The sequence below is a fragment of the Beduini sp. genome (genome assembly GCF_047239305.1).
Lineage (GTDB): Bacteria > Bacillota_I > Bacilli_A > Erysipelotrichales > Coprobacillaceae > Beduini.
In genome coordinates, this window is the sequence record NZ_JBKTEM010000001.1 from 629,184 (window position 1) to 652,973 (window position 23,790).

Below are 23,790 nucleotides of genomic sequence, written 5' to 3' on the forward strand. Positions count from 1 at the left end.
GTTCTCACCTCTGGAATTTTGCTCTTAACTGACCACAGGCTCCATCAATGTCTGCCCCATGCTCACGGCGAATCGTCGCTCTTACCTTTAATCTTGCTAATTCGTTATAGAACGCCTCAATTGTTTCTTTGCTTGCTGATTGATAGCCATGTTCATCCACACTGTTATAAGGAATGAGATTAACATAAGCATTTAACCCTTTTACATAATGAGCCAACTGTCTGGCACAAACCAGACTATCATTGACATCTTTTAATAAGATATACTCAAATGTGATGCGTCGATTCGTTTTTTCACTGTATCTTTTGATCGATTGTCTTAATGTATCCATCGGATATTTTTTATTGATGGGCATTAGCTGATTACGAATTTCATCATTAGGGGCATGCAGTGAAATCGCTAAATTAGCCTGCAATCCTAAATCTCCATAAGCTTCAATTTTATCACATAGCCCGCATGTCGATACTGTGATATGGCGTGCCCCGATCGCTAAACCTTTGGGTTCATTGATCGTTTGAATGAATTTGGTCACTTCTTCATAATTATCAAAAGGTTCTCCGGTTCCCATCACCACAACATGGCTTACACGTTCACGCTCTTCTAGCAAATCAAATTGAACATGCATGATTTGGGCAACCATTTCTCCCGAAGTAAGGTTACGCTGTTTTTTCAACAGCCCGCTTGCACAAAAAGAACACCCCATATTACATCCTACTTGGCTTGTGACACAGACCGAATTCCCATATTCCATGCGCATCAGCACAGTTTCAATCAGATGCCCATCCATCAATTCAAATAAATATTTTGTTGTCCCATCTTTTGATACTTGTTTTTTCTTAACCTTTAAAAAGTCAATCACAAAGCTTTCCTGCAGCTTTGCCTGCAAATCCTTATTTAAGTTCGTCATTTCATTAAAATCCTTCGCAAACTTGACATACAGCCAATCAAAGACCTGCATCGCTCTGAATTTCTTTTCATTTAAAGATAAAAAGGCTTCTGTTAATTCCGTTAAATTATAATCATAAATTGCTTTCATTATCTGCTCCTTTAGTTAGTTTACACATATAGAATCCATCACTGTGGTATTCATAAGGTAAAATCAGTTGTTCTTTTACACATCGCATATTTGGATGTAGTTTCATAAAGTTTTCCATCTGCATTTGATTTTCTTTTTTATTGATTGTACATGTACTGTATACCATGGTTCCTCCGGTTTTTAATAAATAATAGGCAACTTCCAGTAATTGTCTTTGCAGCGTAATGATCCCATCCATAGAATCAGGCGCTTGATATTTGATTTCCGGTTTTCGTGCCACTACTCCCAGCCCAGAACATGGAGCATCCAATAAAAGACAATCAAAGGTTTCATCCGGATATACTTCTCTTAATTGGGTAGAATCCATCGCATGTGCGGTGATGTTTAAAGCTCCCAAACGCTCAGCATTCATTTCAATCAGCTGAATTTTATGTTCATGAATATCATAGGCTTCAATCTTTCCGGTATTGTTCATCAGTGCGCTTAAATGCGTCGTCTTTGATCCCGGGGCACTGCACATATCAAGAACATAACTGTTTTCTTTCGGGTTCAAGAAACGTGCCACTAATTGACTGGACTCATCTTGGATCGTTACTTTTCCCGATTTAAAAAGTTCATGATGAGCAATGTTTCCTTTTTCAAAAAGGATAGCATCTTCACTTAGTTCTCCGGCTTTAAGGATCGGATATTCCGCCAATATCTCATCGCGGCTTGCTTTTAATGTATTCACTCGTCCCGCTAAAGCGGACTTTTCTAAATAACTATGACAGATCTGGACTGCTTTTTCTTTTCCCAGCTGTTTATTTAACAGCTTTACCAGCCATAAAGGCGTTGATGTTTCAATGCTTAAATAATCTAATTCATCTTTTGCTTCAATTGGACGTACGCCTTGACGTATGAAATTTCTTAAAATCGCATTCATCAGTTTTGAACGCTGCATACCGTATTTCTTTTTAATCATATCCACTGCTTCATTGCACACCGCATAGGTGGGAATCTTCGTTAAAAAGATCAGCTGATAAAAAGAGATCAGCAAAACTGCCCGCTCATAAGCTTTGATCTTGCCATGAACAAACGGCTCTAATTGATACATCAAATAAATTTCATTTTGCACCGTTCCGTAAACGATACGAGTAATCAAATCTTTATCTTCACGTGATAAAGGTGTTTTTTCCAAAGCCGCATTGAGTTCTATATTTAAATAGCTTTGTTTAGTCTGATAATGGTATATAATCTCTGCTGCTACTTTTCTCATTGCTTCCCCCTAAAACGGTCAAAAAAACTTTTCTTATATACTTTTCGAATAAAACGCTTGGCATCCACATCCGTTTTTGCCGCTTCTTCCATCAGCGCTTTTCCGATTTCTTCATCCTGTGTTACCCCTTCACCTCTGTAATAACAAAGGGCCAAATTATATTTAGACTGATCATATCCCAAATCGGATCCTTTCCGATACCAAAAGACCGCTTTTTCTAAATCCTTGGTCACACCATCGCCATTGGCATAACAGACGCCTAATGCCTGAATGCTTTGCACATGTCCGCTGCTGGCTGCTTTTTTAAAACATTCAATCGCTTTATTCATGTCCGGTTCAATCGACTTTCCGGTATAATAAGCAAATCCCAGCTGATAAATTGCATCAAGATTTCCTTTTGCCGCTTCCTGTTTTATCTTTTCTAATTTATTACTCATGCTTTTCTCCTAAATTTGTGTATATGGATTAAAATCGATCATGACCGATACTTTTTCTTTTCTTTCCCTATTATAGTGCTGATGAATCGTATTTAAAGCATTCATCAATCCTTCACCGTTTTTATATTTGATTAAAATACGATAACGATAATAATCGTTCATGCGATAAATCAGTGATGGAGCCGGTCCTAAAACGGTGGCATGGGTGGCATTGTTTTTTAGATACACTGCAATCTGCTGTGATCGATCCGTTACAATATTTTCGTCTTTCCCACGGATTTCTAAAGACACCATACGACAATAAGGCGGATAATTTCCATAATAACGATACTGAATCTCTTTTTGGTAAAAGGCAAGATAGTTGTGCTGACTTGCCGATTGTATCGCATAATGCTCCGGATTATATGTCTGAATCACGACACTGCCGGTTTCTTTTCCGCGCCCGCTCCTGCCTGATACCTGACAAAGCAATTGAAAGGTACGTTCATTGGCTCGAAAGTCCGGCAGATTCAAAGTCTGATCGGCATTCAAAACACCGACAAAAGTCACATTGGCAAAATCCAAACCTTTCGCAATCATCTGAGTTCCCAGCAAAATGTTGGCTTCCTGCTTTTCAAAAGCTTTCAAAAGATGCTCATGTGCGCCCTTTTTCCGTGTTGTATCGACATCCATACGAATAACCTTGGCATTTGTAAATTCTTTTCGAATCATTTCTTCTACTTTTTGTGTCCCATATCCAACCGGATACATCGCTCGACTTTGGCAATTAGGACAGGTCGAAACAGGAGCCGCAGTATAGTCACAGTAATGACACTTCATCACATGTTCCTCTTTATGATAAGTCAAAGTGACATCACAATGCGGACATTTCACTACATGACCACATTCTTTGCATTGCAGATAATTAGAATAGCCGCGCCGATTCAGCAATACGATCGCCTGATGATTTTGGTCAATGCATTCCTGCAAACGCTGACGCATCGTTCGTGAAAACAAAGAATAGTTTTTTGCCGAAACCTCTTTTGCCATATCGACAATTGTGACATTCGGCATCGGCTGATTATTAATTCTTTTTTTCAGTTCAAACAGTTCATACGTTCCCTTTTTAGCGCGGGCATATGTTTCAATCGAAGGCGTCGCACTCGCTAAAACCAATGGACAGCGATGGTACTCTGCACGAAAGCGGGCAATATCCCGAGTATGGTAGCGCGGCGGGGAATCTTGTTTGTAAGACTGATCGTGCTCTTCATCCATAATGATTAATCCGATATTTTCCAAAGGTGCAAAAATAGCACTTCTCGCACCTACCACAATCTTAACGTCATGTTTTAGAATACGTCGATATTCATCATACTTTTCACCTTGGGACAAGCGTGAATGCAATACTGCCACCGCCGGACCAAAACGTTCTTTAAAACGTGTCACCATCATCGGTGTCAAGGCAATTTCCGGCACCAGCATCATAACCGTTTTCTGTTGTGACAATACTTTTTTGGCAGCCTGAAGATACACCTCTGTCTTTCCTGATCCGGTCACCCCATATAATAAACATACTTTATGTTTCCATTCATTCGTAATGCCCTCTACCGCCTTTTGCTGCGGCAAGGTGAGCTGCGGCCATATTTCTTTTGTCTTTATATCTAAATAGTGATTGCGATATACCTCAACATCTAAAATATCGATTGCTTTGATTTCCGCCAGTTTTTTTAGTATCGCGGCTGAATAAGGCACTTCCTTTAAACGTATTGGTCTTCGCAGTTCTTTAAGATAATCATGACACGCTTTTTGCTTTGGTGTCATTTTGAGATCATCCCGATCCACCGCTTGAACATAACGTTCATATTTTTTTCCAACCCCGTTCTTACTGCTCGGCTTAAACTGAATTGGTAGCATCACCGACAGACAGCTGATTTTAGGAGACAGCGTAATCCTGGACAAGTAATCCGCCACCTGCATCAGTTCACTATTCAGCAAGGGTTTTTCATCAATAATTTCACTAATCCATTTTAATGGATATCCATTTTCTTCTTCCAATTCTTTTTCATTCAATGTGGTTTCCGAAACACTTTCCACATAGCCGACCAAACTTTGAGCGGCAAACGGAACTTTCACTCGAATTCCTTTTGAGATCGGTAATTCACATAAATAAGAAAAAGGTCGATCTAACGGATTGACTGGATGTTCAATTAAGACATCTGCTATATACATGTGTATTACCTCCCTATCTTAGTTATTGTATCAAAAAACGCACTGAAATTCCACTATTACCTATTATGCCGCAAAGATATTTAATCTTTTTTAAAATTATAAAAAAGCAGGCGGTTTTCAGCCTGTTTTATGTGAAGAATCCGAATATCCAAAGAAACCAACAGGATGGATCACATGATCATTTCTAGGATCAAAACCCGTCAGTTTTTCATCTTTTATCATAATGCATCGCTTAATTTTATCAGAACCGTACTTTTCTCTGATCTTTTCAATTGTTTCTTCTAAGTCACGATTATGCATTGTTCTGTTTTCATTTTCAAAAAGACTCAATTGAATTTTATGTTCATCTTTTTGCAGTTTCGATACCACCACCCCAACACTGCGATAAGCCTCCTCAAAAGTACCATCGCTTTTTAACGAGAGATGTGCCTGCAGCAGATGATCCACGCATTCCATGATCGCATCGCTGGTATCGATCAGATAGTCTGATTTTATCTGCCGGCTGCAGCAATCAAACTCATTCGTTCTTAAATAAATGCTGACGACACTGCCTTTTTTATTCAGCTGCCGTAATCGAGCGGCGACCGATTCCGATAATACCCGAAACACCATTTTTAATTCCTCTAATGTTTCCAGATCATGAATCGCTGTGATGCTGTTTCCTACCGACTTAATCATCGGCTGCTGTTGTGACTTTGCTACTTCACTGTCATCTAAACCATTAGCAAATTCCCAGATCCATTCTCCCGGCTTGCCTAAAAAAGATTTTAAATAGAGCTTTTGTGTATTGGCAAGCTGTCGAATTGTCCCAATTCCTCTTGCCCGCAGTTTAACGGCGGTCGCTCTACCGACATAAAACATTGCTTCGATCGGCAAACACCATAAGCGTTCCTGATAATTCTCCGATGTAATGACAGCGACTCCATGATGCTTATCCATATCTGAAGCGATTTTCGCAAATACTTTGTTGAAGCTGATTCCGATTGAGATTGTCAGTCCCAGTTCCCGATAGACTTCCATTCGAATCTTTCGGGCAATCTCAATCGGATCCCCGAATAAAGTCTGCGAATGTGTCACATCGATCCAAGCTTCATCTAAGCCAAACGCTTCTACTTTGTCACTATAGCGGCGATAGATGTCTTTTACCTGCTCACTGATTGATAAATAAAGATCGTAATCCGGATGAATAATCGTTAAATGCGGACATTTTTTATACGCATCTCGCAAAGCTTCCCCGGTTTTAATTCGATATTTTTTAGCGAGATCATTTTTTGCCAGAATGATCCCATGACGAGATTCTTCATGACCGCCAACAGCCATCGGTACTTTGGCAAGCTTTGAATTTCGTACTTCCTCAATCTGCGCATAGCAATGATTAATATCTGCATGGAGAATTGCCCTATCCCACATTTTGATCACCTCATCATTACCATACCCTAAAATTCTTTCCTCATTCAACTCTCAGGCAGCCATAAAAAAACAGCCTCTCGGCCGTCTATGTATCTTTATTTAGTTAACACGTTTGCGTTCATCTTAATAATTTTTGCGATTTTATTTTTTGCTTCTTCGACATCATCATTGCACACGACATATTTATATTCGTTTTGTGTCGCAATTTCTCTTTTAGCTTTATCTAAGCGCTGTCTCACGATATCTTCTTCTTCCGTTCTTCTTCCCCGAATGCGTTTCTCTAGTTCATCCATTGAAGGCGGTACTAAGAAGATCGTTAAAGCTTCCGGACATTTTTTCATAACCTGCAAAGCTCCCTGCACTTCTATTTCCAGCACAACATTTTTTCCATCATTCAGCAATTGATCAACATAATCCTTAGGCGTTCCATAGCAATTTCCAACAAACTGTGCATACTCTAAAAATCCGTCTTCATCAATCTTTCTTTGAAATTCTTCCTGACTTACAAAAAAGTAATCGATCCCATCACGTTCCCCCGCTCTTGGAAAACGTGTTGTCATTGAAATCGAATAGGCCAAATTCAAAGATTCATCTTCAAATAAAGATGCTCTGACGGTCCCTTTTCCGACTCCGCTTGGCCCACTTAAAATGATTAATTTCCCCTTGGCCACAAGTAACACCACCTTTTACTAAAGGATACAAAAAACACTCCTTATTGTCAAATGTTTTTGCTATTAAAGTAGAAACAAAGAGAATTTATGCTATAATGGGGAAGGTGATAAAAATGGCTTATGATGGAATCATGATGCATGCCGTAACAAATTGCTTAAAAGAACAGCTGACGGCAGGCAGAATCAATAAAATATATCAGGTATCAAATTATGAACTGCTTTTTAATATACGAGCGAATCAAAAAAATGTAAAACTGCTGGTTTCCTGCCACCCGACTTATGCACGTGTGGCTTTGACCAATGAAAGTTATCCGACACCGGCAATCCCACAGCAGCTCGTTATGCTTTTAAGAAAGCATTTAGAAGGCAGTCATATTAAAGAAATCGAACAGATCGGTTTAGACCGAATTATGAAATTCACTTTTTTAACGCGCAATGAGCTAGGTGATTTAGTAACACTCTACGCCTTTATTGAAATCATGGGAAAACATTCTAATTTTGTTTTGTGTGATGCTTCTTTAAAGATTATCGATTGTCTAAAAAGAATCAGTCCCAGCATGAATACTGTGCGTTTTCTGCAACCTGGTGCACTTTACGAACTGCCGCCGATGCAAAAAGGAAAGCTCAACCCTTTTGAACAAACTCAAATCATCAGTGATAACTTGAATAAAACCTGTTTAGGTGTTTCTCCGATCTTATCAAGAGAACTTTTATTTAGAATGGAACAGGGAGAATCCTTTTCTGATTTAATGCAGCGATTAGATCAAAGCCGTTTTCTTTATATAACAGCTACTTCTAAAAAAGAATATTTTCACCTGCTTCCGCTGACTCATTTGCAGGGAGAAACAAAGGAATATTCCTTATTTGAAGGATTGGATCTTTATTTTAAAGATGCTGATGTGAAAGAGAGAATTAAACAGCAGACTTCCGATCTGGAGCGTTACCTTCTAAGTGAATTAAATAAAAATAAAAACAAACTTTACAAATTAGAACAGACGCTGTTTGATTCGCAAAACAGTGACGATTACCGTATCAAGGGAGACTTGCTGTTTGCATCGCTGCACCTATTAAAAAAAGGAATGCGTTCGATCGATGTAGAAAATTATTACGATAATACGATGATGACTATTGAATTAGATGAGCGTTTAGACGGCAAAGCAAACGCTAAAAAATATTATAACCGTTATCAAAAAGCAAAAAACTCGATTGCGGTATTAAATGAACAGATTGCTTTAACTCAGGCAGAGATTGATTACTTTGATTCTTTGATTTGTCTGATGGAAAACGCTAATTATAACGATGCTTTGGAAATTAAAGAAGAGCTTGAAAACTTAGGCTACCTAAAAAGAAAAAAAACAAGTGTGAAAATAAAGAAAAAAAAGCCACTGTTTGAAACCTATCAGACAAAAGATCAGGTAACAATTTATATTGGGAAAAACAATATGCAAAATGATTACCTTACATTTCATTTTGCCAATAAGAATCATCTTTGGTTCCATGCCAAAGATATGCCAGGCAGTCATGTGGTGGTGGCTTGGGACGATCCTGACGAATATACAATACGTTTAGCGGCAAAATTAGCTGCTTATTATTCTAAGGGAAAGAACAGCAGCAGCGTTCCTATCAATTATGCGCCTGTTAAATCTTTAAAACGTCCAAACGGTGGAAAGCCCGGACAAGTTATTCTAAGTAAATACAAGACCATTTATATCGATCCGGATAGCGATTGTCTAAGTGAAATAGAAAAAACAGATGCCTAAGGCACCTGTTTTAGTTAAATTGTGTATAAGAAGTATTTTGTACTACTGGATAAAATCTAGGAAAATAGCAGCATTGATTGATTGTACGTCTTTCAATAGGTACGATCACTGGCTGTTCTTGAGGAACCATTCTTCTTTGCACACAAACTTGAGTTGGCATTACAACTGGCTGAGGTCTAGGACATCCGCAAGGTCCACACCCACAAGATGATCCACATCCACATCCTCCAGCGTTGAATGCTCCCCCCATACCACATGAGCATGTTGGACGGCATCCGCAAGTTGGTTGACCACATCCACCTGATTGACATTGACACCCTTGATTAAAACAATTCATTTCACTCACCTCCTAATGTAATATATGTTTCTTTACAAAAAGGTACAAGGCGAGTGTACAGATAAAGGAGAAAAAAGATGAAATTAATACCTTGGTCACCCTTTCCTCAGATCGAAGCTTACAGTGTTACCCGTGAAGGTGGGTTCAGTAAAGGCGATTGCAAAGGGTTAAATTTAAGTTTTAATGTCGGTGATGATCCGGAACATGTTTTAAAAAACAGACAGCTTTTAGCGAATTATCTGCATACGGATCTCAACCATATGGTCGCAACACGTCAAACCCACTCTACTCGTCTGTTGAAGGTCACAAAAGAAGACGGTGGACGTGGCATGTATTCGATTGAAGATGCATTTTATAATTATGATGCGATGTATACACGTGATAAAGATCTTTATTTACTTAGCTTTCATGCCGACTGCACACCGGTATTGATTTATGCTAAAGATCAGGATCTGATCGCTTCTATTCATTCCGGATGGAAAGGCAATGTAAATGAGATTACTTTAAAAACAATCACTCATTTAATTAAAAAGGAGCATTGTGATCCAAAAGAAATATATGCTTACATCGGTCCAAGTATCAATTATGAGCACTTTGAAGTAGGTCAGGATGTCATTGACAGGATTGATCAGATGTCTTTTGATGCCCGTGATTATTACCAAGCAAAAGAACATGGCAAATATCTTTTTAATGCGAAAGGTTTAGTCGAAAAACAGCTATTGCTTAGCGGGGTTTTAAAAGAGCATATTACAATCAGTGAATACTGTACGATTAAAGATAACGATCTTTTCTTTAGTTATCGTAAAAATAAAAAATGCGGACGTAACGTCAGCATGATAAAGATGAAATAGTTTGACAAAACGTCAAACTATTTTAATTTTAAACTTCTAACAAGAAATTGATGAAAACGCTCATCATATTCCTGTTTTTTTAATTGTGTCTCTTCTTCACTGAAAAAATCAGTGGAGCTATGTAATGAATCTAACGGCCATCCCGGCGTATACGTATCAACGATATGATCATTTAGATAAAACGCATAATAGCGATTGAATTCATCATACTCCATAAAAGAAGAAATCACTCCCTGCTCATAAACAGCGACGCCTTGAACATAGCTCGCTAGAATTTTTCCGCCATGCTCACAAGCGAGCTGACTGTAATAGTCGATCATTTCTTCATCACTCAGCTCTTTGCCATGAACACGACGAATATACAAGCCCGGCTGCACCGGATCATTCAAGGGAAAATCAAGAAAATACAATCCTGAATCATTACAGATAACACTGTCAAAGAATTGTCCGTAATAGTGCGCTTTGATCTCCGCATTCTCTTTTGGAGTCTGTCCTGTTTCCTCAGGAGTGGTTTCAATTTTTAAATCTTTTAATGTATACCATTCGATATCAAAATCAGAGAGATAATCTTGGTATTTTTTTATTTTAGAGGGATTTGTTGTCCCAATCAGTATCTTTTTCATTACTTAACCTCTTCATCATTTCCGGTATTTTTTCTATCAATCGATGCGGCAGCACAGTATAATGAGCTAAATAAAGCTGATCACCGCATAAACCATGAAGGTACACCCCCAGCTGTGCAGCTAGCAGCGGTTCGTAGCCCTGACCGCAAAAACTGCTGATCATTCCGGCTAAAACATCTCCCATTCCCGCTGTTGCCATGCCCGGATTTCCTGTGGTGTTTCGATAAAAGCGATGATCGCCATAAACGATAGTATTAGGACCTTTAACGACCATGATGACATCATAGCGCTCCGCAAACGTTTGTATCGCTGTCTCTAAATCATCCATTTCAGGACAAAGACGCCCAAATTCGCCTAAATGCGGTGTCAGGATAATCGGACACTGCTTTTCCAGCAACCATTCCGGATGTTCGCTGATCACATTAATCCCATCTGCATCAATTACTAAAGGAACCTTGCTTTCTTTAATAAGGCATCGAATCACCTGTCGAGTGGAATCCGTCCACCCACAGCCGCAGCCACATAACAGGGCTTGCTGCCCCTCTAACATCTCAGCAGAAAATAAACTCTTGTCCAATGTGATTGCTTCCAAGTTATGTATCTTTACCTGCTGCAATACATAATCATCACCGCATACTCTTACGATTCCGCTGCCCGAATAGACACTGGCTAATGAAGCTAAACAAGCAGCTCCGGTATATTCACGACTGCCAGTAAAATGGATGATTTTACCGTTTACGCCTTTATGATCATGATTCTTTCTCCTTCTGAAAAATGAAGAAATAACATTCTGATCAATCGCATCGGCAATCAGTGAATGTTCCAACACTTCCTGTTCGATTCCAAACGTTTTGACTGTAATCATACCAAACCATTTTCTTAAATCCTGATTCATCATAGCCAGCTTATAACACATAAACGTCACTGTTTTCTCAGCCTGAAAGCACACAGACTGCATCGCTCCGGTGGTCGCATTTATTCCTGTCGGATTATCAATAGCGATACGAATTCCATCTAACTGATTGATTTGTTGTAAATAGTGTTGAAGGTCCTTATCGAGTGCCCTTGACAGCCCATTACCGAAAATACCGTCAACCACTACCTCCGTATCTACCCAGCTTTCAACAAATATCACCTGATCTTTAATCAGTTCATAAAAATGTTGAACCGTAGAATTTGCATGTTCAAAATAAAAAAGCTGAACATAAACTTCTTTCCCATCATCTATCAAGCGTTTCGCCAAAGAAAGTGCATCAGCTCCATTGTTGCCGGGACCAGCTAGTAAAAGATAGCTTTTTCTTTTTGGCATTTCTTCTAATAAATGCTGACTTGCCATTTCCACTAATTCATAGATGGAATAGCCATATTGATGGATCAAAGCACCATCAACTGCATTCATCTGCATTGCTGTCGCTATTTTCATGAATATCACCTCATAGTATTACTTTACCATAAATAAAAAAGAGTAACAAAACAATGTTACTCCTTTTTCTAGTATCTTACTGCTCCTGCATATGTAGATTGCCAATAAGATCCATAGATGCTTGTTACTTCTACTCCTGTATCTTCACTTCCACAGTGAACCATTTGACCATCACCTAAATAAATACCAACATGTCCAAGAGACCCTACTGTATTAAAGAACAGTAAATCACCCGGCTGGATATCATTTACCTGACTTCCCCCAGCATATTGTGCATAGGTTGTACGTCCAATAGAAATTCCCGCTTGTGAGAAAACATAGCTTGTAAATCCTGAACAGTCAAATGCCGTTGGACCTGATGATCCATATACATAAGGACTGCCTACTTTACCAACTCCGATAGAAGTCACTGATCCGTTTCCACCGCCTGAGGCAGAGAAGGTTGGTACAGTGTAAGGTTCATTTACAGTGACTGAAACTGAACGGCTTGCTTCGTTTCCAGCTTCATCTTTTACAGTCATAATTAAAGTATAGTTACCTGGTGTGTTTACATCGATATATCCATCTATGACAACATTTTCTGTCACATCACCGTCTTTATTGTCGACAGCGACGATATAAGGGCGCACATCAAAATTTTCTCCTGTTTCAATTTCAAAAGAATCTTGACTTACCATAATCACCGGTGCACTCAAATCCTTTACTTCTACTTTAATACTGTCTTCTGTTTTATTTCCAGAAGGATCGGTTACTGTAAATTTAGTTTCATAAGTTCCGATTTGCTGTGTATCGATTGCTGATTCAAACTCAATAGTTAACGCATCAAAATCTGCCGCATTATCGACAATTTCTGCATAATCTCTTAAATCAAACTGCGTACCGAAATCTGTTTCAACTTCATTTCCAGAAGTCCAGTTCACTTTCGGTGCCTCAACATCCGTAATAACAAATTGGTAACTTGCTTCATTGTAATTTCCTGAAGAGTCGCTTACACTTACCACAACATCTTGTGGTCCTACTTTTGAAGTGTCCAATGGACTAAGTATGTTCATGAACATCGTAATATCCCCATCCGCATTATCTTTAGCTAAGATGTAATGAGATAATTCGCTTGGTGCATTGACATTAATTTTTAAAGTCCCATTATCATTAATTAAATCCTTATTTGCAGTATTTAAAGTGAATTCTGGTTTTTCTTCATCAACGACATGTACCAAAATATCTTTGGTTGCCTCATTTTTACAACGATCACTTACGGTTACACTCACATAATAATCACCTACACGATGAATATCTAAACGAGCGGTATCCATTTCTACGACTAAATCTGCCACTTCGTCATGATTATCACTAATCAGTAAACGACTAGCATCTAGTTCTTGACCATAAGCAAGTTTAATTTCATCAGTTGCAATGATTGGTGCCTCCTTATCTAAAGCGGTATACCCTACAATTAAAAAGGAAAATACACTAATCACTGGAATAAACATTGCTTTGCGCCCATCGACATGCTTCTTGACGGTAGCCAATAAACGTTTCAACGACTGAACGTTCATCAAACGCCCCCTTTCACCTTATTGATATCTCCATTATACAAGACTTAATTAAGAAAATCCAATGTTTTTAAAGATTTAACAAATTTTATTTAAATTTTTATCGACTATTTAGCGAATATATAAATAATATTTTACATAATTCTACAGAATATGCTTATTCCTATAATCCTTCGTGTGAATTTAATTTCACTTAAGTTCTCCTTAAATGAAATATCTCCTTTTCATAAAAAATATTTGTGATATTAATTTATAAAAACAAGTTTATTAAAAATATACGATGCAATAGTCTCCTCATTAAATAAAACTATATAATTCATCAACTATTATCTTTAATCCCTCTATTTCCTTCATTTCAGGATTATGTTCTTGCCTATATTTTAAATCTTCTATCTAAATTAAAAAGGTGAAATAAATGATCTCACCTTTACACAATTCTTTTATACAAAGCTTTAAAATTATAATAATTAATATCTCTGCCAAAGTTGTTTAGTATCTCCTCGTAGACTCTTGTTCTTTCTCCGCTATTTTCTTCAGCGTAATAATCACTATAGAAATCAAGATTTCTTTTGATCGCCTCATTAATGACATAATTCAGCATTCCGCTTCGCATATAGGTTTTTGCATTCACCTTTTTATTGAGAGCAGCTGAGATTCTTTTTCTAATCACATCATTAAGATATACTTCATTTTCTGGAGCGGCACTTAAAATGATGGTCGGTTTAAAAATCCTATCTTGAGATACATTTAATTGATATTCTTTATCACCGGACTTCAAACTCTTTAATCCGTTTGTTTTCTCTAACCGGTCATAAAGATCATCAGGAATCAGGTCATTATTTCTGATCTTATTATAAACATAATATTTACCGTTTTTCTGTATAATATCACTCAATTTTAAATGAGTTAACTCTTTTGTTGAAAAAACAATGCCATAATATAAGCATTCAATTAAAGCAACATCATATTCCCCAGTTTGAGATTTTTTTACAACCTCAATATCTCTAAGAAATTGATCATGGGTGATATAATTAATGATTTTTTTACTGTAGTTCTCATCTAAAAATCTAGTTATAATCAAGTTCTCTAAAGGATTTTCCTTAACAGCGTGCATCTGTACACAATAATTAAAGAATTCCCTAAGGAGGGCTAACATTTTCGAACATGTTGTCTCCGCTTTTATTTTTACGGCTTCCCGCAGAATTTGTTCTTCGGAAAATTCGCTCAAATCTATACCATATTGCAATTCTTTTTCTTTATACAACGTAAAGACTTTGTCCGCTATTTTCTTTTTAGTGTCAGGCAACAGTTCATAAAAACTATCCTTTAATACATTACTATACATCATGACACCCCCTCTCTTTATTATATCCTAAGATATTATCCACGACAACATTTTCCATATTAAGATCCTTTGTTTTCAATTATGATGATTCCATCACGCTTTCTTATAACTTCAACAAGCCAATTACTCATGCCAAAACTATGACTTGATCATTTTCCTCTTATCCCATTCTCAATAAAATACTTGATGAGAATACCCAATATAATATTTTTTTCTCTGCTATCAAAATCATCGATAAAACGTATATGTTCTTCTTTATTCTTTATATAATAAAGTTTATAATTAAGTTCATCATTTTCATAAGAAATCAACAGATACAAAACATCTATTACTTTACCTATTAAAAATGACACCAAATTTTTATCATTAATGGATTGAGTTATTAACTTGCTATTGAATTCTATATAAATATCACCGCTATCCATTAAGACTATGTGATCTGTATTAAAACATAATTCTGAAAATATATTACACATCTTTACACTTCTCATCGTCTTCTCCCTTTGTTGAAAATTTTCTGATTGCGCCTCTCAGATGATTACCCCTTACAAAATAAATCTTAGCATGGCAACCGCAAAAGTCAATTTATAATTAGCTTTATTCAACATACGATATAATAAGATATAGCTTTTTCCTAAATATGTAATTTTTTATTATAAACTAAAAAAGTTACCCCCTTCAACCAGTGTAACCTTCCTTGCAACTAACATTAGAAAAATAACGAAATGACACGCTTCTAAATATTCTTTGTTTCTAAACTTATTCGTTAAGTTTTATTATTAATCTGACATGCTTTTCATAAACAGTATATCATATATTAGAAATATAAAAATATTTTTTTCTATTTTTATACTATAGAAAATTTTATAAACTGTACTTACTTTAAAAAAATATTGATATTATATCTATGACTTCTAATAATAAATTAAACACATTCTTATTTCCTAAAATGACTGAAAACAACCGATTAAAATAAATAAATTGGGTTGATAAAATATTCCCTCATTTCATTCATGTTGATAAAACTATGTTGACTTTCTATTTTATCGCGTTATAATCATCATGTAATCCCAAAGTTAATAATTTTGGAAATATTAGTTTATAATAAAGGAGAATTATTATGATTTATCTAGATCATGCAGCGACAACCCCTGTACATAAGCATGTACAAAATGCCATTTTCAGGTGCTTAGACCAAGATTGGTATAATCCTTCAAGTTCCTATCAACAGGGTTTATTTATCAGAGAAAAGATTGATCAAGTCAGAAAAGATATTGCCGATTATATTCACTGTCTTCCTGAAGAAATTATTTTTACATCTTCCGGATCAGAAAGTAATAATTTAGCTATTAAAGGATTTTTAAATGCCAATAAAAATTTTATATTACTGATCGATCCTACTAGTCATTCTTCAATTATGAATATTAAGGCAAGGCGAGCTAAACTGGAGGTCAACAGGAATGGGATCATCCTTCCCTCTTTTTTAATTGACCGTTTAGATAAGGCAGATAAACTTTACCAATGTCGTTCATTAGTAACCATCAATGGGGCAAATAATGAAATTGGTACCCTTCAAGATATTAAAAAAATCAGTTCCATCATACATACCCATCAGGGAATCTTGCATATTGACGCCGTTCAATTATTTCCTACTCAACGCATTAATGTTCAAGAATTAGGAATTGATATGATGAGTGTCAGCGGGCATAAATTCGGCTGTCCTAAAGGAATTGGCTTCTTATATAAACGTAAAAGTCTGCGTTTAGAGCCTATAATTTCCGGTGAACAAGAAAATTCACTAAGAGGTGGTACTGAGAATACTCCCTATATCATCGGCTTAGGAGAAGCGTTAAAAAATTTAACTCAGACCGATTTTCATTTAAAAAATACATATATAGCCTTTAAACGAGACTATTTTATTCAGGAATTGGAAACGATAGATAATACCTATTTATTAGGAAGTAAAAAACACCGTCTGTCCAATAATATAAATATGTGTTTCAAAGGAATAGAGTCCCACTCTCTGCTCTCTTATCTGAGTCTCTATAATATAGCCGCTTCCTCCGGTTCTGCCTGCAACAGCTTATCGCTAACCCCCAGCCATGTTATCTCTGCTTTAGGTTTAGATAAAGCCGATCAGATGTGTTGTGTTCGTTTTACGATTGATGAAAATACAACCCTAAAAGAAATAGATGAAGTGATTCATGTCATTAAAAGATTTAAGAACAGTATAGACAGGGGCGCATAATTTGGAAGATATCAAAAAGGGACTAAAGATATTATCCTTAGAAGCCAAGGATATTTATTTATCTAATTTGGATGATGCATTGAATGGTTATGAAATAAAATATAAATCCGGTGAAAAAGCAGGACAGTTTTTAGAAAAGAAATTTTGTAACGTACTTGATTTTTCTTTAGAACTCATCGAATTAAAGAACTTATACCGTAAAAAAATCAGTAAAAAGAATTTTATAGTGGAAGTGAATCAACACCCTGCTACTTTGCAGGTCATCAATCTTACCTATCGTTATGCTTTAAAAGAATTTAATCCTGTAGGTAAAAACAGGTACATTAAATTAGGCGCAAAACAAAAGGATTTAGTGTTTCAAGATAATGTATGTATAAAAGACGGTCAGCTTATTGGAATCATTATCAATGAAAATATAGATCATCCGATCGATGAAAAACTGTTAGGCAAATGTTTTAAGATCATTGAGGGGAAGTATCAAACAGCAACTATTCCCACTGTAATGACCACTGCAATGTTAAGGGAATGGACCTATTCCCATGGCTTTGTTGTTAATCAAACCAAATATTGCCGATACAAGCGCTCCTCGGGTTCTTCTCGAGTCGGCAAATGTCTGTTTATTAATGCAGCCCTATATCCCTTTATACACAAATGGGAGCTATGCGGCTTGAAAGTGAACGAGAATACAGAATCCGATTTGGCAGCTTGGGAAGCCTATATCTCTCTTCCTTTGTCTTCTATTATCGATACAATAAAAATAGAGCTGCATCAAATTTTAGTTATAAATGATTATGAATCGGTTTTCAAAGATGAGGTCATCGAAGTCTATGATAAAAAGCAGCATTTAACGGTTAAAGAAAAAACGGCTAAAATAAAAAACAGCATATGGGACGGTCAAACACTTTTAGATCATTCACTTTTTGGTTCCTATTCGCATAAAGGTATGCTTTTACTGAGAAATCGTTTTTTTAAATCCGCATGCTTTAATGCCAATATCCAAAAATGGTTTAAAGACCAGCATATTACTGAAATTTCACAGCTAAATGGATTTACCTTAGCAAAAGATATTCAACAGATAAAAATGATTACTACTCATAGCAGTATTAAATATCTTAAATTTGGAACCCTTAAAAACTGGTTGAAACATGTGGATCCTATTTTTGGAATTGTTAAACATGATAAACCGACACATTATTTTAATGGTTCTTATGTTCAAACCAACTATCAATTATTAAACACGATCCAGTTAACTTTTGAAGAGGTCTTCCAATTAGTTAAACCCTCTTTAGACTATTTGGATTTAATAAAGCAGGATGCCAGTATTTTAAGATTTCATATTCATTATAATTTAAAAACAGAAAAATGGGATACTCCGGCACAGAATAAAAATGAAATCGTCTACAAGCTATTAGGATTGAACCAAAAATTCGAAAAAACAAAATTATATGCTGAATTCAGACAAGATCTGGTGACTTCCTATATTAAAAATTTAAGAACAGGGCATCTATTAATCAGTGGCACCTATGCGACATTATTAGGCAACCCCATTGAAATGCTGCAAGAAAGTATCGGGCAATTTAATGGAATCAGTATCATAAAAAAACAAAATGTCTGTTCTTACTTTTTTCCAGAAGGCCGGCTTTTATGCTGCCGTTCACCACATATCTGTGCAGGCAATATTTATTTACCCCACAATATCCGACATCCCTTGATTGAAAAATATATAAATATGACAAAAGAAATTATTGTTTTAAATAGTATTGAAGAAAATGTATTACAGCGTCTGAATGGTGCGGATTAACCATAATCGGTCCGCCTTATATAGTAATATATATGTAAAAAGATTTGTGAACCTAGACATCTAGGGTGTATAACTAACGCTAAGGAATATTAGGAAATGACTATTAGTAGTTATGCTGACAGGGAACGCTTTTATTGAGCCAATCCTGTGCCAAGTATAAAAAGCAATTTTTATAAAGGTCAAACGAGCAATGGAAAGGTACCCACGCGGTATAGACCATGTATATTCGAAGTGAAATTCTTCGTTTAGAAGCGCAAGTCTACCCTGAACTCAGGGTAAATGATATGCTCTACTCCCTCCCCATTCATTTTAAGGGAATTCAAAATACTGGGTAACCAGGGGTAAGATGGTTTGATTCAGATGCAATTCTTATAACTAATAACCCGATCCTTTTAAATAAGGCGGAACTTAATTATAACTTATTTAAAGTGCCTACCTGCAATGTAAATTCAGTGAAGACAAAACGTTTATTTTCGCTATCCCAAAAAACGGCTTTAGATATCAAAACGAGTGAAAACCAAATTGGCATGTTCGTTAATTTATCACAAGAGTTAAATACCTTGCTTTTTCATAATCTTAACCACCATGCCAAAGCAAAAGATATTCACATGATTTATTTAGATATATGTAAATTAGCCGTCATGTCCGGCTTGGAAATAGATAGTGCTAAAAAAGAATTTTCGATCAGCAGCAGCAACGAATATAAAGAATTAAAAAGAAAATGGAAAAGAGAACACAACGGAAAAGTAATCAAGCCCTATTTCTTTAAAAAAATTGCTCAGATAAAAGGGTATGAGCAAGATACAAAAAAAGAATATGTTTTCCATGATTCCACTATGGATTATCTGCAAAAAATCATTAATATGTATTTAGTCCAAAAGCGCAAGCCATCGCCATCGAAAAATGACTATCTTCCCTTTGATCAAATTCTTAATCAGGAAGGATACAATGTCCATCACATCACAAGAGAACAAGTTGCCAAAATAATTCAACTTTTCAAAGACTACTCAGCCTTTAAAAAAAGACTGTTTTCTATGTCTGCTTTAGAGGAAAATAAAAACGATTTTCTGCAAATAGAAAAAGAAAAGTTATATCGGAGCATTGGAAAAACAAAGTTAAGCCGCAATACGATTATCTACTTACTCAAAACTTTTGATCATGATCAGTATAAACCCTTCTATCTCTCTGCTCTCTACATACTATTTGGATATCCAAACAGTTCTTTTTACCAAGTGATAAAGGAATCCCAAGAAAAGCTCCCCGTTTTAAAAGAAGATGCTTGCGGAAAGCTTCAAATACTAAACAAAAAATACAAAAAAATAGAGTAAAAATGATAAAAACAGCCTAATTTCTTTACTTTTTTCACTACCAAGCATAGGAATCCCCCTGTTTATCGCCAGTTCAAAACAGAACATACATTCTATCTGGTAAGAAGGAAGAAACTCCGCAGAAAGTTAGAGTACAGACATAAAAATGATGATCTGATCATTAAGTTAAACTCGTTATTCAGATTTATACAAGAGATCAAGATTAAGCAAACCAATTTAACTTTTATTATCACTTAAACATTTTTAATGTATATCTGAACGGACCAAGTAAACAAACAGAATGAAAATAGAAAGGAGATACCTAGTGACTAAAAAAGAGTTTATAGATGAATATATGGCCATCACAGATTGCCCGCGTACAAAAGCAAATGAGGCAATCAATACATTTTTGTACATTATTGAACAGAAACTTGCATCAAGAGAAAGTATTTACTTTAGAAACTTTGGACGTTTCTATTTAAGAGAGACCCCAAAAAGAACCGGGGTAAATCCAAATACGTTGCTGCCTATGACAATAAAAGAATCCATTAAGATATGTTTTTCCCCCTCAGATACTCTAAAAGAAAAACTAAAGTAATCTCCACTCTGCAATAAGCAGAGCTATCTATCTAAATTCATATTCATAAATAATTTTCCGAAATCTAACAACATGATAAGGAAAATTATTTTTATTTAGTAAAAGCAATATCTTCGTTCATCTTATATAAAGACCTCCATTTAAGAGAATCCCTTTATAGTAAAGCAAAATAATATACAAACAACACCCCACAATAACTAAAAAAAAGATAAATGATGATATTCCGTACATCAATATGTTTACTTCTTATTCAACTGTATTATCCTTCTTACCAAATAATGAAGATGATTAAAAGTTATTCTTTATTACACAAAAGAAAGGAGATGTTTATAAATCGTTTCTTTATCAAAATTATATTAAATTTTAAAAGTAACCGATGATAAAGAATTCTCAAAATCTTATACTAAGATAACAACTTTATAGGAAGGACTTTCAAACAAGAATTATGCAGCAAATATTGTGATTCATAATCTTTAGAAGGCTAGGATTAAATTCATGGCAAACAGCAGAATTATAAGCGAGCTGAAACAACGTGTATTAAATGATCTGATCCATGATCATGATGTGATTACTTTAATCGACAGCCCCGATCAAGAAAAATCAAACTGGGAACCTATATACCTATTAAATACACCAAAAACAAAAGAAATGGGATTTACTCCTCACCTTTATACGGAACAACAAAATCCCAATTTCACGAATCTGCCTATTACTTTTATAATTGTAGAGATTTCAATTCCAAATACAGAAAACATCACATTTACTTGGGTAAAGCCTATTTTAAGCATTACCATTATCTCTCATCGCGATCATTTATTTTTAGACAATGATCCAAAATGGAAAATAAATCGCAATGATGCGCTTTCTATTTTAATTGATGAAAAGTTTAACAGTGATGGAAGTTATAATGATCTGCATCTTGTATCCAATGAACCCGCTTTATATGAAAAAGACTTTTTAAGCAGGACTTTAATTTTTGAAGGCATAGACTTGAATAATGCCCTTTAATACTAAATGGATTTATTAAGCTTATATCGTGGGAACCATTATAAGATTAACGATCATTTTTATGTTTACCAGCCAACCTTAGGTGAAATAGAAGAATTTGGAGAAGAGCGCTATTTTTCCGTGGCAAGCAGCATATGTGCAACCCCAACAGATTTAGCATGGCAATTAGACCAATGCGGGATTGACTTTACTCAAATCAGTCCTTATATGGTCTTTTTATATTTTATCGCCCCAATCTTGCTTAAAGACAATACAAAACTTCTTTTCGGAAGTGACATCGACTTCTCATGTATGACACTTTGTGATTCGACAACAACAGGAGATAAAATATTAACACAGCATATTATTCGAAGTATTGAGACAAAAGAAGATGGCTCCTCTACAAAGGAGTTTGATTTCATATTTGATGAATATAGCTATATCCAGCTTACTCAATATTTAAGAACTCTTCATGGGTTTGAAAAAAATGAACTGAAACCAGGGAATATGGGAGCAAAACTTTATTTGATTGATGAATCAAAAAATAGAGTCGATAAAAATATAGATAAAGAATATAAATCTCAGTTGCTTAATCTCATATCGGCGATGGTCAATTCTGAAGGATTTAAACATGATGAAAAAACGGTTTTTAATATGAAAATCTTTCCGTTTATGGATAGTGTCAAAAGAATTCTAAAAATGAATAACGCTAAACTTCTTCAGCAAAGTGCCTATTCTGGTTTTGGTATTCGTTTTAAAGATATCGATAAAAACGATATTAACATATTAAGCGATCTTTGATTGCTTTTAAATTAGGAGGAAATAATAAATGGAACAAACATTAGATTTAAATGAATTAGTCGTTAAAAAAATGCGTGAGGTCGTATTATCAGACATTGAAGACGGATCCGTCGCAGTAAGAATCACGAGTGTCGAAGATGCTTCTTTAAAAACCGGAGCAGAAGGAACAGAAGTATTAGATAACGATAAAGCGAGCATTATGACATTATATAATGCCGCAACGGCTTCTTTAAGTGGCTCAAACTCAATCTTTAGTACAGATTTATATGCTGTGCAGTTAGGAGCTCAAAAGGAAGTTGCTACTACAGCTAATAAAATCAAAGCTTATTCTGCTGACATTAAAACTGCGGCAGAAGGTAAATTAGAATTGAATCACGAACCCGTTGCCGGAAGTTTAAAATTTGTTTATAAACTAATCAACAACGGATTAGCAGAAAAATTAACATTAGCCACAGGTGAAGTGACTCAAGGACATTTCTCAGTATCCGGTTCAACCGTAACATTGCCTGCCGATGCAGAAGGAACATACTGGGCACAATATGAATATGAAAGCACTAGTGCCAATAAAATCACAAAGAAAACAGCCGTTGACGGAACTCAGTTTAAAATGCATGCCTATGCTCTATTCTTAGATAAATGTAATAAAAATACTGTCTATACCGGGGTTATTGTCGCTTCAAGAGCGGAATTTGATCCATCAAGTATCGAATTATCTTTAAAAGCAGACGGAAAACATCCATTTGAAATCAAGTTTAACAAAGACTATTGTTCAAGCGAAGATACACTTTTCTCAATTATTATTGATAAATAGCAGGATAAATAAAGGGTAGAAATCTCTGCCCTTTGTCTTATTTATGACAACTAAACTCAATCATTGGTGTGTGATCTGTGGAACAGGCTACCATAGCTGTGATTCTTGTGAGGCGATTGGAATCTATTCATGGAAAAAACATACAGATACTTTAAATCATTACCAAATCTATTTCATCATCAATGATTATACCTATGGTATTTTAAATAAAAAACAAGCTAGAGAAAAGCTGAATCAATGCGATATGACGGGATGGGAACAATTCTTGCCCAATGTCCGTGTGAAGATATCTGAAATACTATCATAAAAAACAAATCGATCATACTCA

The 23,790-nt window shown here is 35.7% G+C and carries 22 protein-coding genes; 10 read left to right on the forward strand and 12 right to left on the reverse strand.

Annotated elements, in window-relative coordinates:
• Positions 1-4: 4 nt before the first annotated feature.
• The 6 genes from rlmN to gmk form a co-directional block, all read right to left on the reverse strand.
• Positions 5-1,036 (reverse strand): 23S rRNA (adenine(2503)-C(2))-methyltransferase RlmN, encoded by a 1,032-nt coding sequence (gene rlmN / locus ACLRVU_RS03235; protein WP_412890672.1) that lies wholly within the window; start codon positions 1,034-1,036, stop codon positions 5-7.
• Complete coding sequence (gene rsmB, locus ACLRVU_RS03240) at positions 1,020-2,291, reverse strand: 16S rRNA (cytosine(967)-C(5))-methyltransferase RsmB (RefSeq protein ID WP_412890673.1); 1,272 nt, start codon at positions 2,289-2,291, stop codon at positions 1,020-1,022. The genes rlmN and rsmB overlap by 17 nt, the downstream gene beginning before the upstream one ends.
• Complete coding sequence (locus ACLRVU_RS03245; protein WP_412890674.1) at positions 2,288-2,728, reverse strand: tetratricopeptide repeat protein; 441 nt, start codon at positions 2,726-2,728, stop codon at positions 2,288-2,290. Before ACLRVU_RS03245 ends, rsmB begins: the two co-directional genes overlap by 4 nt.
• A gap of 9 nt (positions 2,729-2,737) precedes the next feature.
• The gene (gene priA, locus ACLRVU_RS03250) at positions 2,738-4,936 is read right to left on the reverse strand and encodes a primosomal protein N' (protein ID WP_412890675.1); all 2,199 of its coding nucleotides are present in this window, start codon (positions 4,934-4,936) and stop codon (positions 2,738-2,740) included.
• 117 nt (positions 4,937-5,053) lie between these two features.
• Positions 5,054-6,346: a DNA polymerase IV gene (gene dinB, locus ACLRVU_RS03255; protein WP_412890676.1), complete on the reverse strand. Its 1,293-nt coding sequence runs from the start codon at positions 6,344-6,346 to the stop codon at positions 5,054-5,056.
• A 95-nt stretch (positions 6,347-6,441) separates the two neighbouring features.
• Complete coding sequence (gene gmk / locus ACLRVU_RS03260; RefSeq protein WP_147549145.1) at positions 6,442-7,017, reverse strand: guanylate kinase; 576 nt, start codon at positions 7,015-7,017, stop codon at positions 6,442-6,444.
• 113 nt (positions 7,018-7,130) lie between these two features.
• Between gmk and ACLRVU_RS03265 the strand changes: the two genes are divergently transcribed.
• Complete coding sequence (locus ACLRVU_RS03265) at positions 7,131-8,777, forward strand: NFACT family protein (protein WP_412890677.1); 1,647 nt, start codon at positions 7,131-7,133, stop codon at positions 8,775-8,777.
• Between the two features lie 10 nt (positions 8,778-8,787).
• Here ACLRVU_RS03265 and ACLRVU_RS03270 read toward each other — a convergent pair whose 3' ends face one another.
• Positions 8,788-9,114, reverse strand: a complete 327-nt coding sequence (locus tag ACLRVU_RS03270) for a hypothetical protein (RefSeq protein WP_412890678.1) — start codon at positions 9,112-9,114, stop codon at positions 8,788-8,790.
• A gap of 77 nt (positions 9,115-9,191) precedes the next feature.
• On the opposite strand from ACLRVU_RS03270, the gene pgeF reads away from it, so the two are divergent.
• Complete coding sequence (gene pgeF / locus ACLRVU_RS03275) at positions 9,192-9,965, forward strand: peptidoglycan editing factor PgeF (RefSeq protein WP_412890679.1); 774 nt, start codon at positions 9,192-9,194, stop codon at positions 9,963-9,965.
• A 17-nt stretch (positions 9,966-9,982) separates the two neighbouring features.
• Here the strand turns inward: pgeF and ACLRVU_RS03280 are convergent, their stop codons facing one another.
• From ACLRVU_RS03280 to ACLRVU_RS03300, 5 genes are all read right to left on the reverse strand, one after another.
• Positions 9,983-10,588, reverse strand: a complete 606-nt coding sequence (locus ACLRVU_RS03280) for a non-canonical purine NTP pyrophosphatase (RefSeq protein WP_412890680.1) — start codon at positions 10,586-10,588, stop codon at positions 9,983-9,985.
• Positions 10,551-12,011: an NAD(P)H-hydrate dehydratase gene (locus ACLRVU_RS03285; RefSeq protein ID WP_412890681.1), complete on the reverse strand. Its 1,461-nt coding sequence runs from the start codon at positions 12,009-12,011 to the stop codon at positions 10,551-10,553. Before ACLRVU_RS03285 ends, ACLRVU_RS03280 begins: the two co-directional genes overlap by 38 nt.
• Positions 12,012-12,079: 68 nt before the next feature.
• Positions 12,080-13,567, reverse strand: a complete 1,488-nt coding sequence (locus ACLRVU_RS03290) for an NlpC/P60 family protein (protein WP_412890682.1) — start codon at positions 13,565-13,567, stop codon at positions 12,080-12,082.
• 424 nt (positions 13,568-13,991) lie between these two features.
• Positions 13,992-14,912, reverse strand: a complete 921-nt coding sequence (locus ACLRVU_RS03295) for a hypothetical protein (protein WP_412890683.1) — start codon at positions 14,910-14,912, stop codon at positions 13,992-13,994.
• Between the two features lie 146 nt (positions 14,913-15,058).
• Positions 15,059-15,400 (reverse strand): hypothetical protein, encoded by a 342-nt coding sequence (locus ACLRVU_RS03300; protein WP_412890684.1) that lies wholly within the window; start codon positions 15,398-15,400, stop codon positions 15,059-15,061.
• 629 nt (positions 15,401-16,029) lie between these two features.
• Between ACLRVU_RS03300 and ACLRVU_RS03305 the strand changes: the two genes are divergently transcribed.
• The 8 genes from ACLRVU_RS03305 (at position 16,030) to ACLRVU_RS03340 (ending at position 23,769) form a co-directional block, all read left to right on the forward strand.
• Complete coding sequence (locus tag ACLRVU_RS03305) at positions 16,030-17,157, forward strand: cysteine desulfurase family protein (protein ID WP_412890685.1); 1,128 nt, start codon at positions 16,030-16,032, stop codon at positions 17,155-17,157.
• 1 nt (position 17,158) lies between these two features.
• Complete coding sequence (locus tag ACLRVU_RS03310; protein ID WP_412890686.1) at positions 17,159-18,958, forward strand: hypothetical protein; 1,800 nt, start codon at positions 17,159-17,161, stop codon at positions 18,956-18,958.
• A gap of 452 nt (positions 18,959-19,410) precedes the next feature.
• Positions 19,411-20,286: a hypothetical protein gene (locus ACLRVU_RS03315; protein WP_412890687.1), complete on the forward strand. Its 876-nt coding sequence runs from the start codon at positions 19,411-19,413 to the stop codon at positions 20,284-20,286.
• A 304-nt stretch (positions 20,287-20,590) separates the two neighbouring features.
• On the forward strand, positions 20,591-20,863 hold the full coding sequence (locus tag ACLRVU_RS03320; protein WP_412890688.1) for an HU family DNA-binding protein: 273 nt from the start codon (positions 20,591-20,593) through the stop codon (positions 20,861-20,863).
• 495 nt (positions 20,864-21,358) lie between these two features.
• Positions 21,359-21,871, forward strand: a complete 513-nt coding sequence (locus tag ACLRVU_RS03325; RefSeq protein ID WP_412890689.1) for a hypothetical protein — start codon at positions 21,359-21,361, stop codon at positions 21,869-21,871.
• A gap of 6 nt (positions 21,872-21,877) precedes the next feature.
• Positions 21,878-22,651, forward strand: coding sequence for a hypothetical protein (locus tag ACLRVU_RS03330; RefSeq protein ID WP_412890690.1), 774 nt, complete (start codon positions 21,878-21,880; stop codon positions 22,649-22,651).
• Positions 22,652-22,679: 28 nt separating this feature from the next.
• Positions 22,680-23,462 (forward strand): hypothetical protein, encoded by a 783-nt coding sequence (locus tag ACLRVU_RS03335; protein ID WP_412890691.1) that lies wholly within the window; start codon positions 22,680-22,682, stop codon positions 23,460-23,462.
• Between the two features lie 43 nt (positions 23,463-23,505).
• Complete coding sequence (locus ACLRVU_RS03340; RefSeq protein WP_412890692.1) at positions 23,506-23,769, forward strand: hypothetical protein; 264 nt, start codon at positions 23,506-23,508, stop codon at positions 23,767-23,769.
• Positions 23,770-23,790 lie beyond the last annotated feature (21 nt).

Bases quoted from the DNA above. Each gene is read 5' to 3' on its own strand.
- ACLRVU_RS03280 (WP_412890680.1), bottom strand. From the start codon at position 10,588: ATGAAAAAGATACTGATTGGGACAACAAATCCCTCTAAAATAAAAAAA.
- ACLRVU_RS03300 (WP_412890684.1), bottom strand. From the start codon at position 15,400: ATGAGAAGTGTAAAGATGTGTAATATATTTTCAGAATTATGTTTTAAT.
- ACLRVU_RS03285 (WP_412890681.1), bottom strand. From the start codon at position 12,011: ATGAAAATAGCGACAGCAATGCAGATGAATGCAGTTGATGGTGCTTTG.
- ACLRVU_RS03335 (WP_412890691.1), top strand. From the start codon at position 22,680: ATGGAACAAACATTAGATTTAAATGAATTAGTCGTTAAAAAAATGCGT.
- rsmB (WP_412890673.1), bottom strand. From the start codon at position 2,291: ATGAGAAAAGTAGCAGCAGAGATTATATACCATTATCAGACTAAACAA.
- ACLRVU_RS03245 (WP_412890674.1), bottom strand. From the start codon at position 2,728: ATGAGTAATAAATTAGAAAAGATAAAACAGGAAGCGGCAAAAGGAAAT.
- ACLRVU_RS03305 (WP_412890685.1), top strand. From the start codon at position 16,030: ATGATTTATCTAGATCATGCAGCGACAACCCCTGTACATAAGCATGTA.
- ACLRVU_RS03330 (WP_412890690.1), top strand. From the start codon at position 21,878: ATGGATTTATTAAGCTTATATCGTGGGAACCATTATAAGATTAACGAT.
- ACLRVU_RS03340 (WP_412890692.1), top strand. From the start codon at position 23,506: ATGACAACTAAACTCAATCATTGGTGTGTGATCTGTGGAACAGGCTAC.
- pgeF (WP_412890679.1), top strand. From the start codon at position 9,192: ATGAAATTAATACCTTGGTCACCCTTTCCTCAGATCGAAGCTTACAGT.
- ACLRVU_RS03325 (WP_412890689.1), top strand. From the start codon at position 21,359: ATGGCAAACAGCAGAATTATAAGCGAGCTGAAACAACGTGTATTAAAT.
- ACLRVU_RS03270 (WP_412890678.1), bottom strand. From the start codon at position 9,114: ATGAATTGTTTTAATCAAGGGTGTCAATGTCAATCAGGTGGATGTGGT.
- ACLRVU_RS03290 (WP_412890682.1), bottom strand. From the start codon at position 13,567: ATGAACGTTCAGTCGTTGAAACGTTTATTGGCTACCGTCAAGAAGCAT.
- priA (WP_412890675.1), bottom strand. From the start codon at position 4,936: ATGTATATAGCAGATGTCTTAATTGAACATCCAGTCAATCCGTTAGAT.
- ACLRVU_RS03265 (WP_412890677.1), top strand. From the start codon at position 7,131: ATGGCTTATGATGGAATCATGATGCATGCCGTAACAAATTGCTTAAAA.
- ACLRVU_RS03295 (WP_412890683.1), bottom strand. From the start codon at position 14,912: ATGATGTATAGTAATGTATTAAAGGATAGTTTTTATGAACTGTTGCCT.
- rlmN (WP_412890672.1), bottom strand. From the start codon at position 1,036: ATGAAAGCAATTTATGATTATAATTTAACGGAATTAACAGAAGCCTTT.
- dinB (WP_412890676.1), bottom strand. From the start codon at position 6,346: ATGTGGGATAGGGCAATTCTCCATGCAGATATTAATCATTGCTATGCG.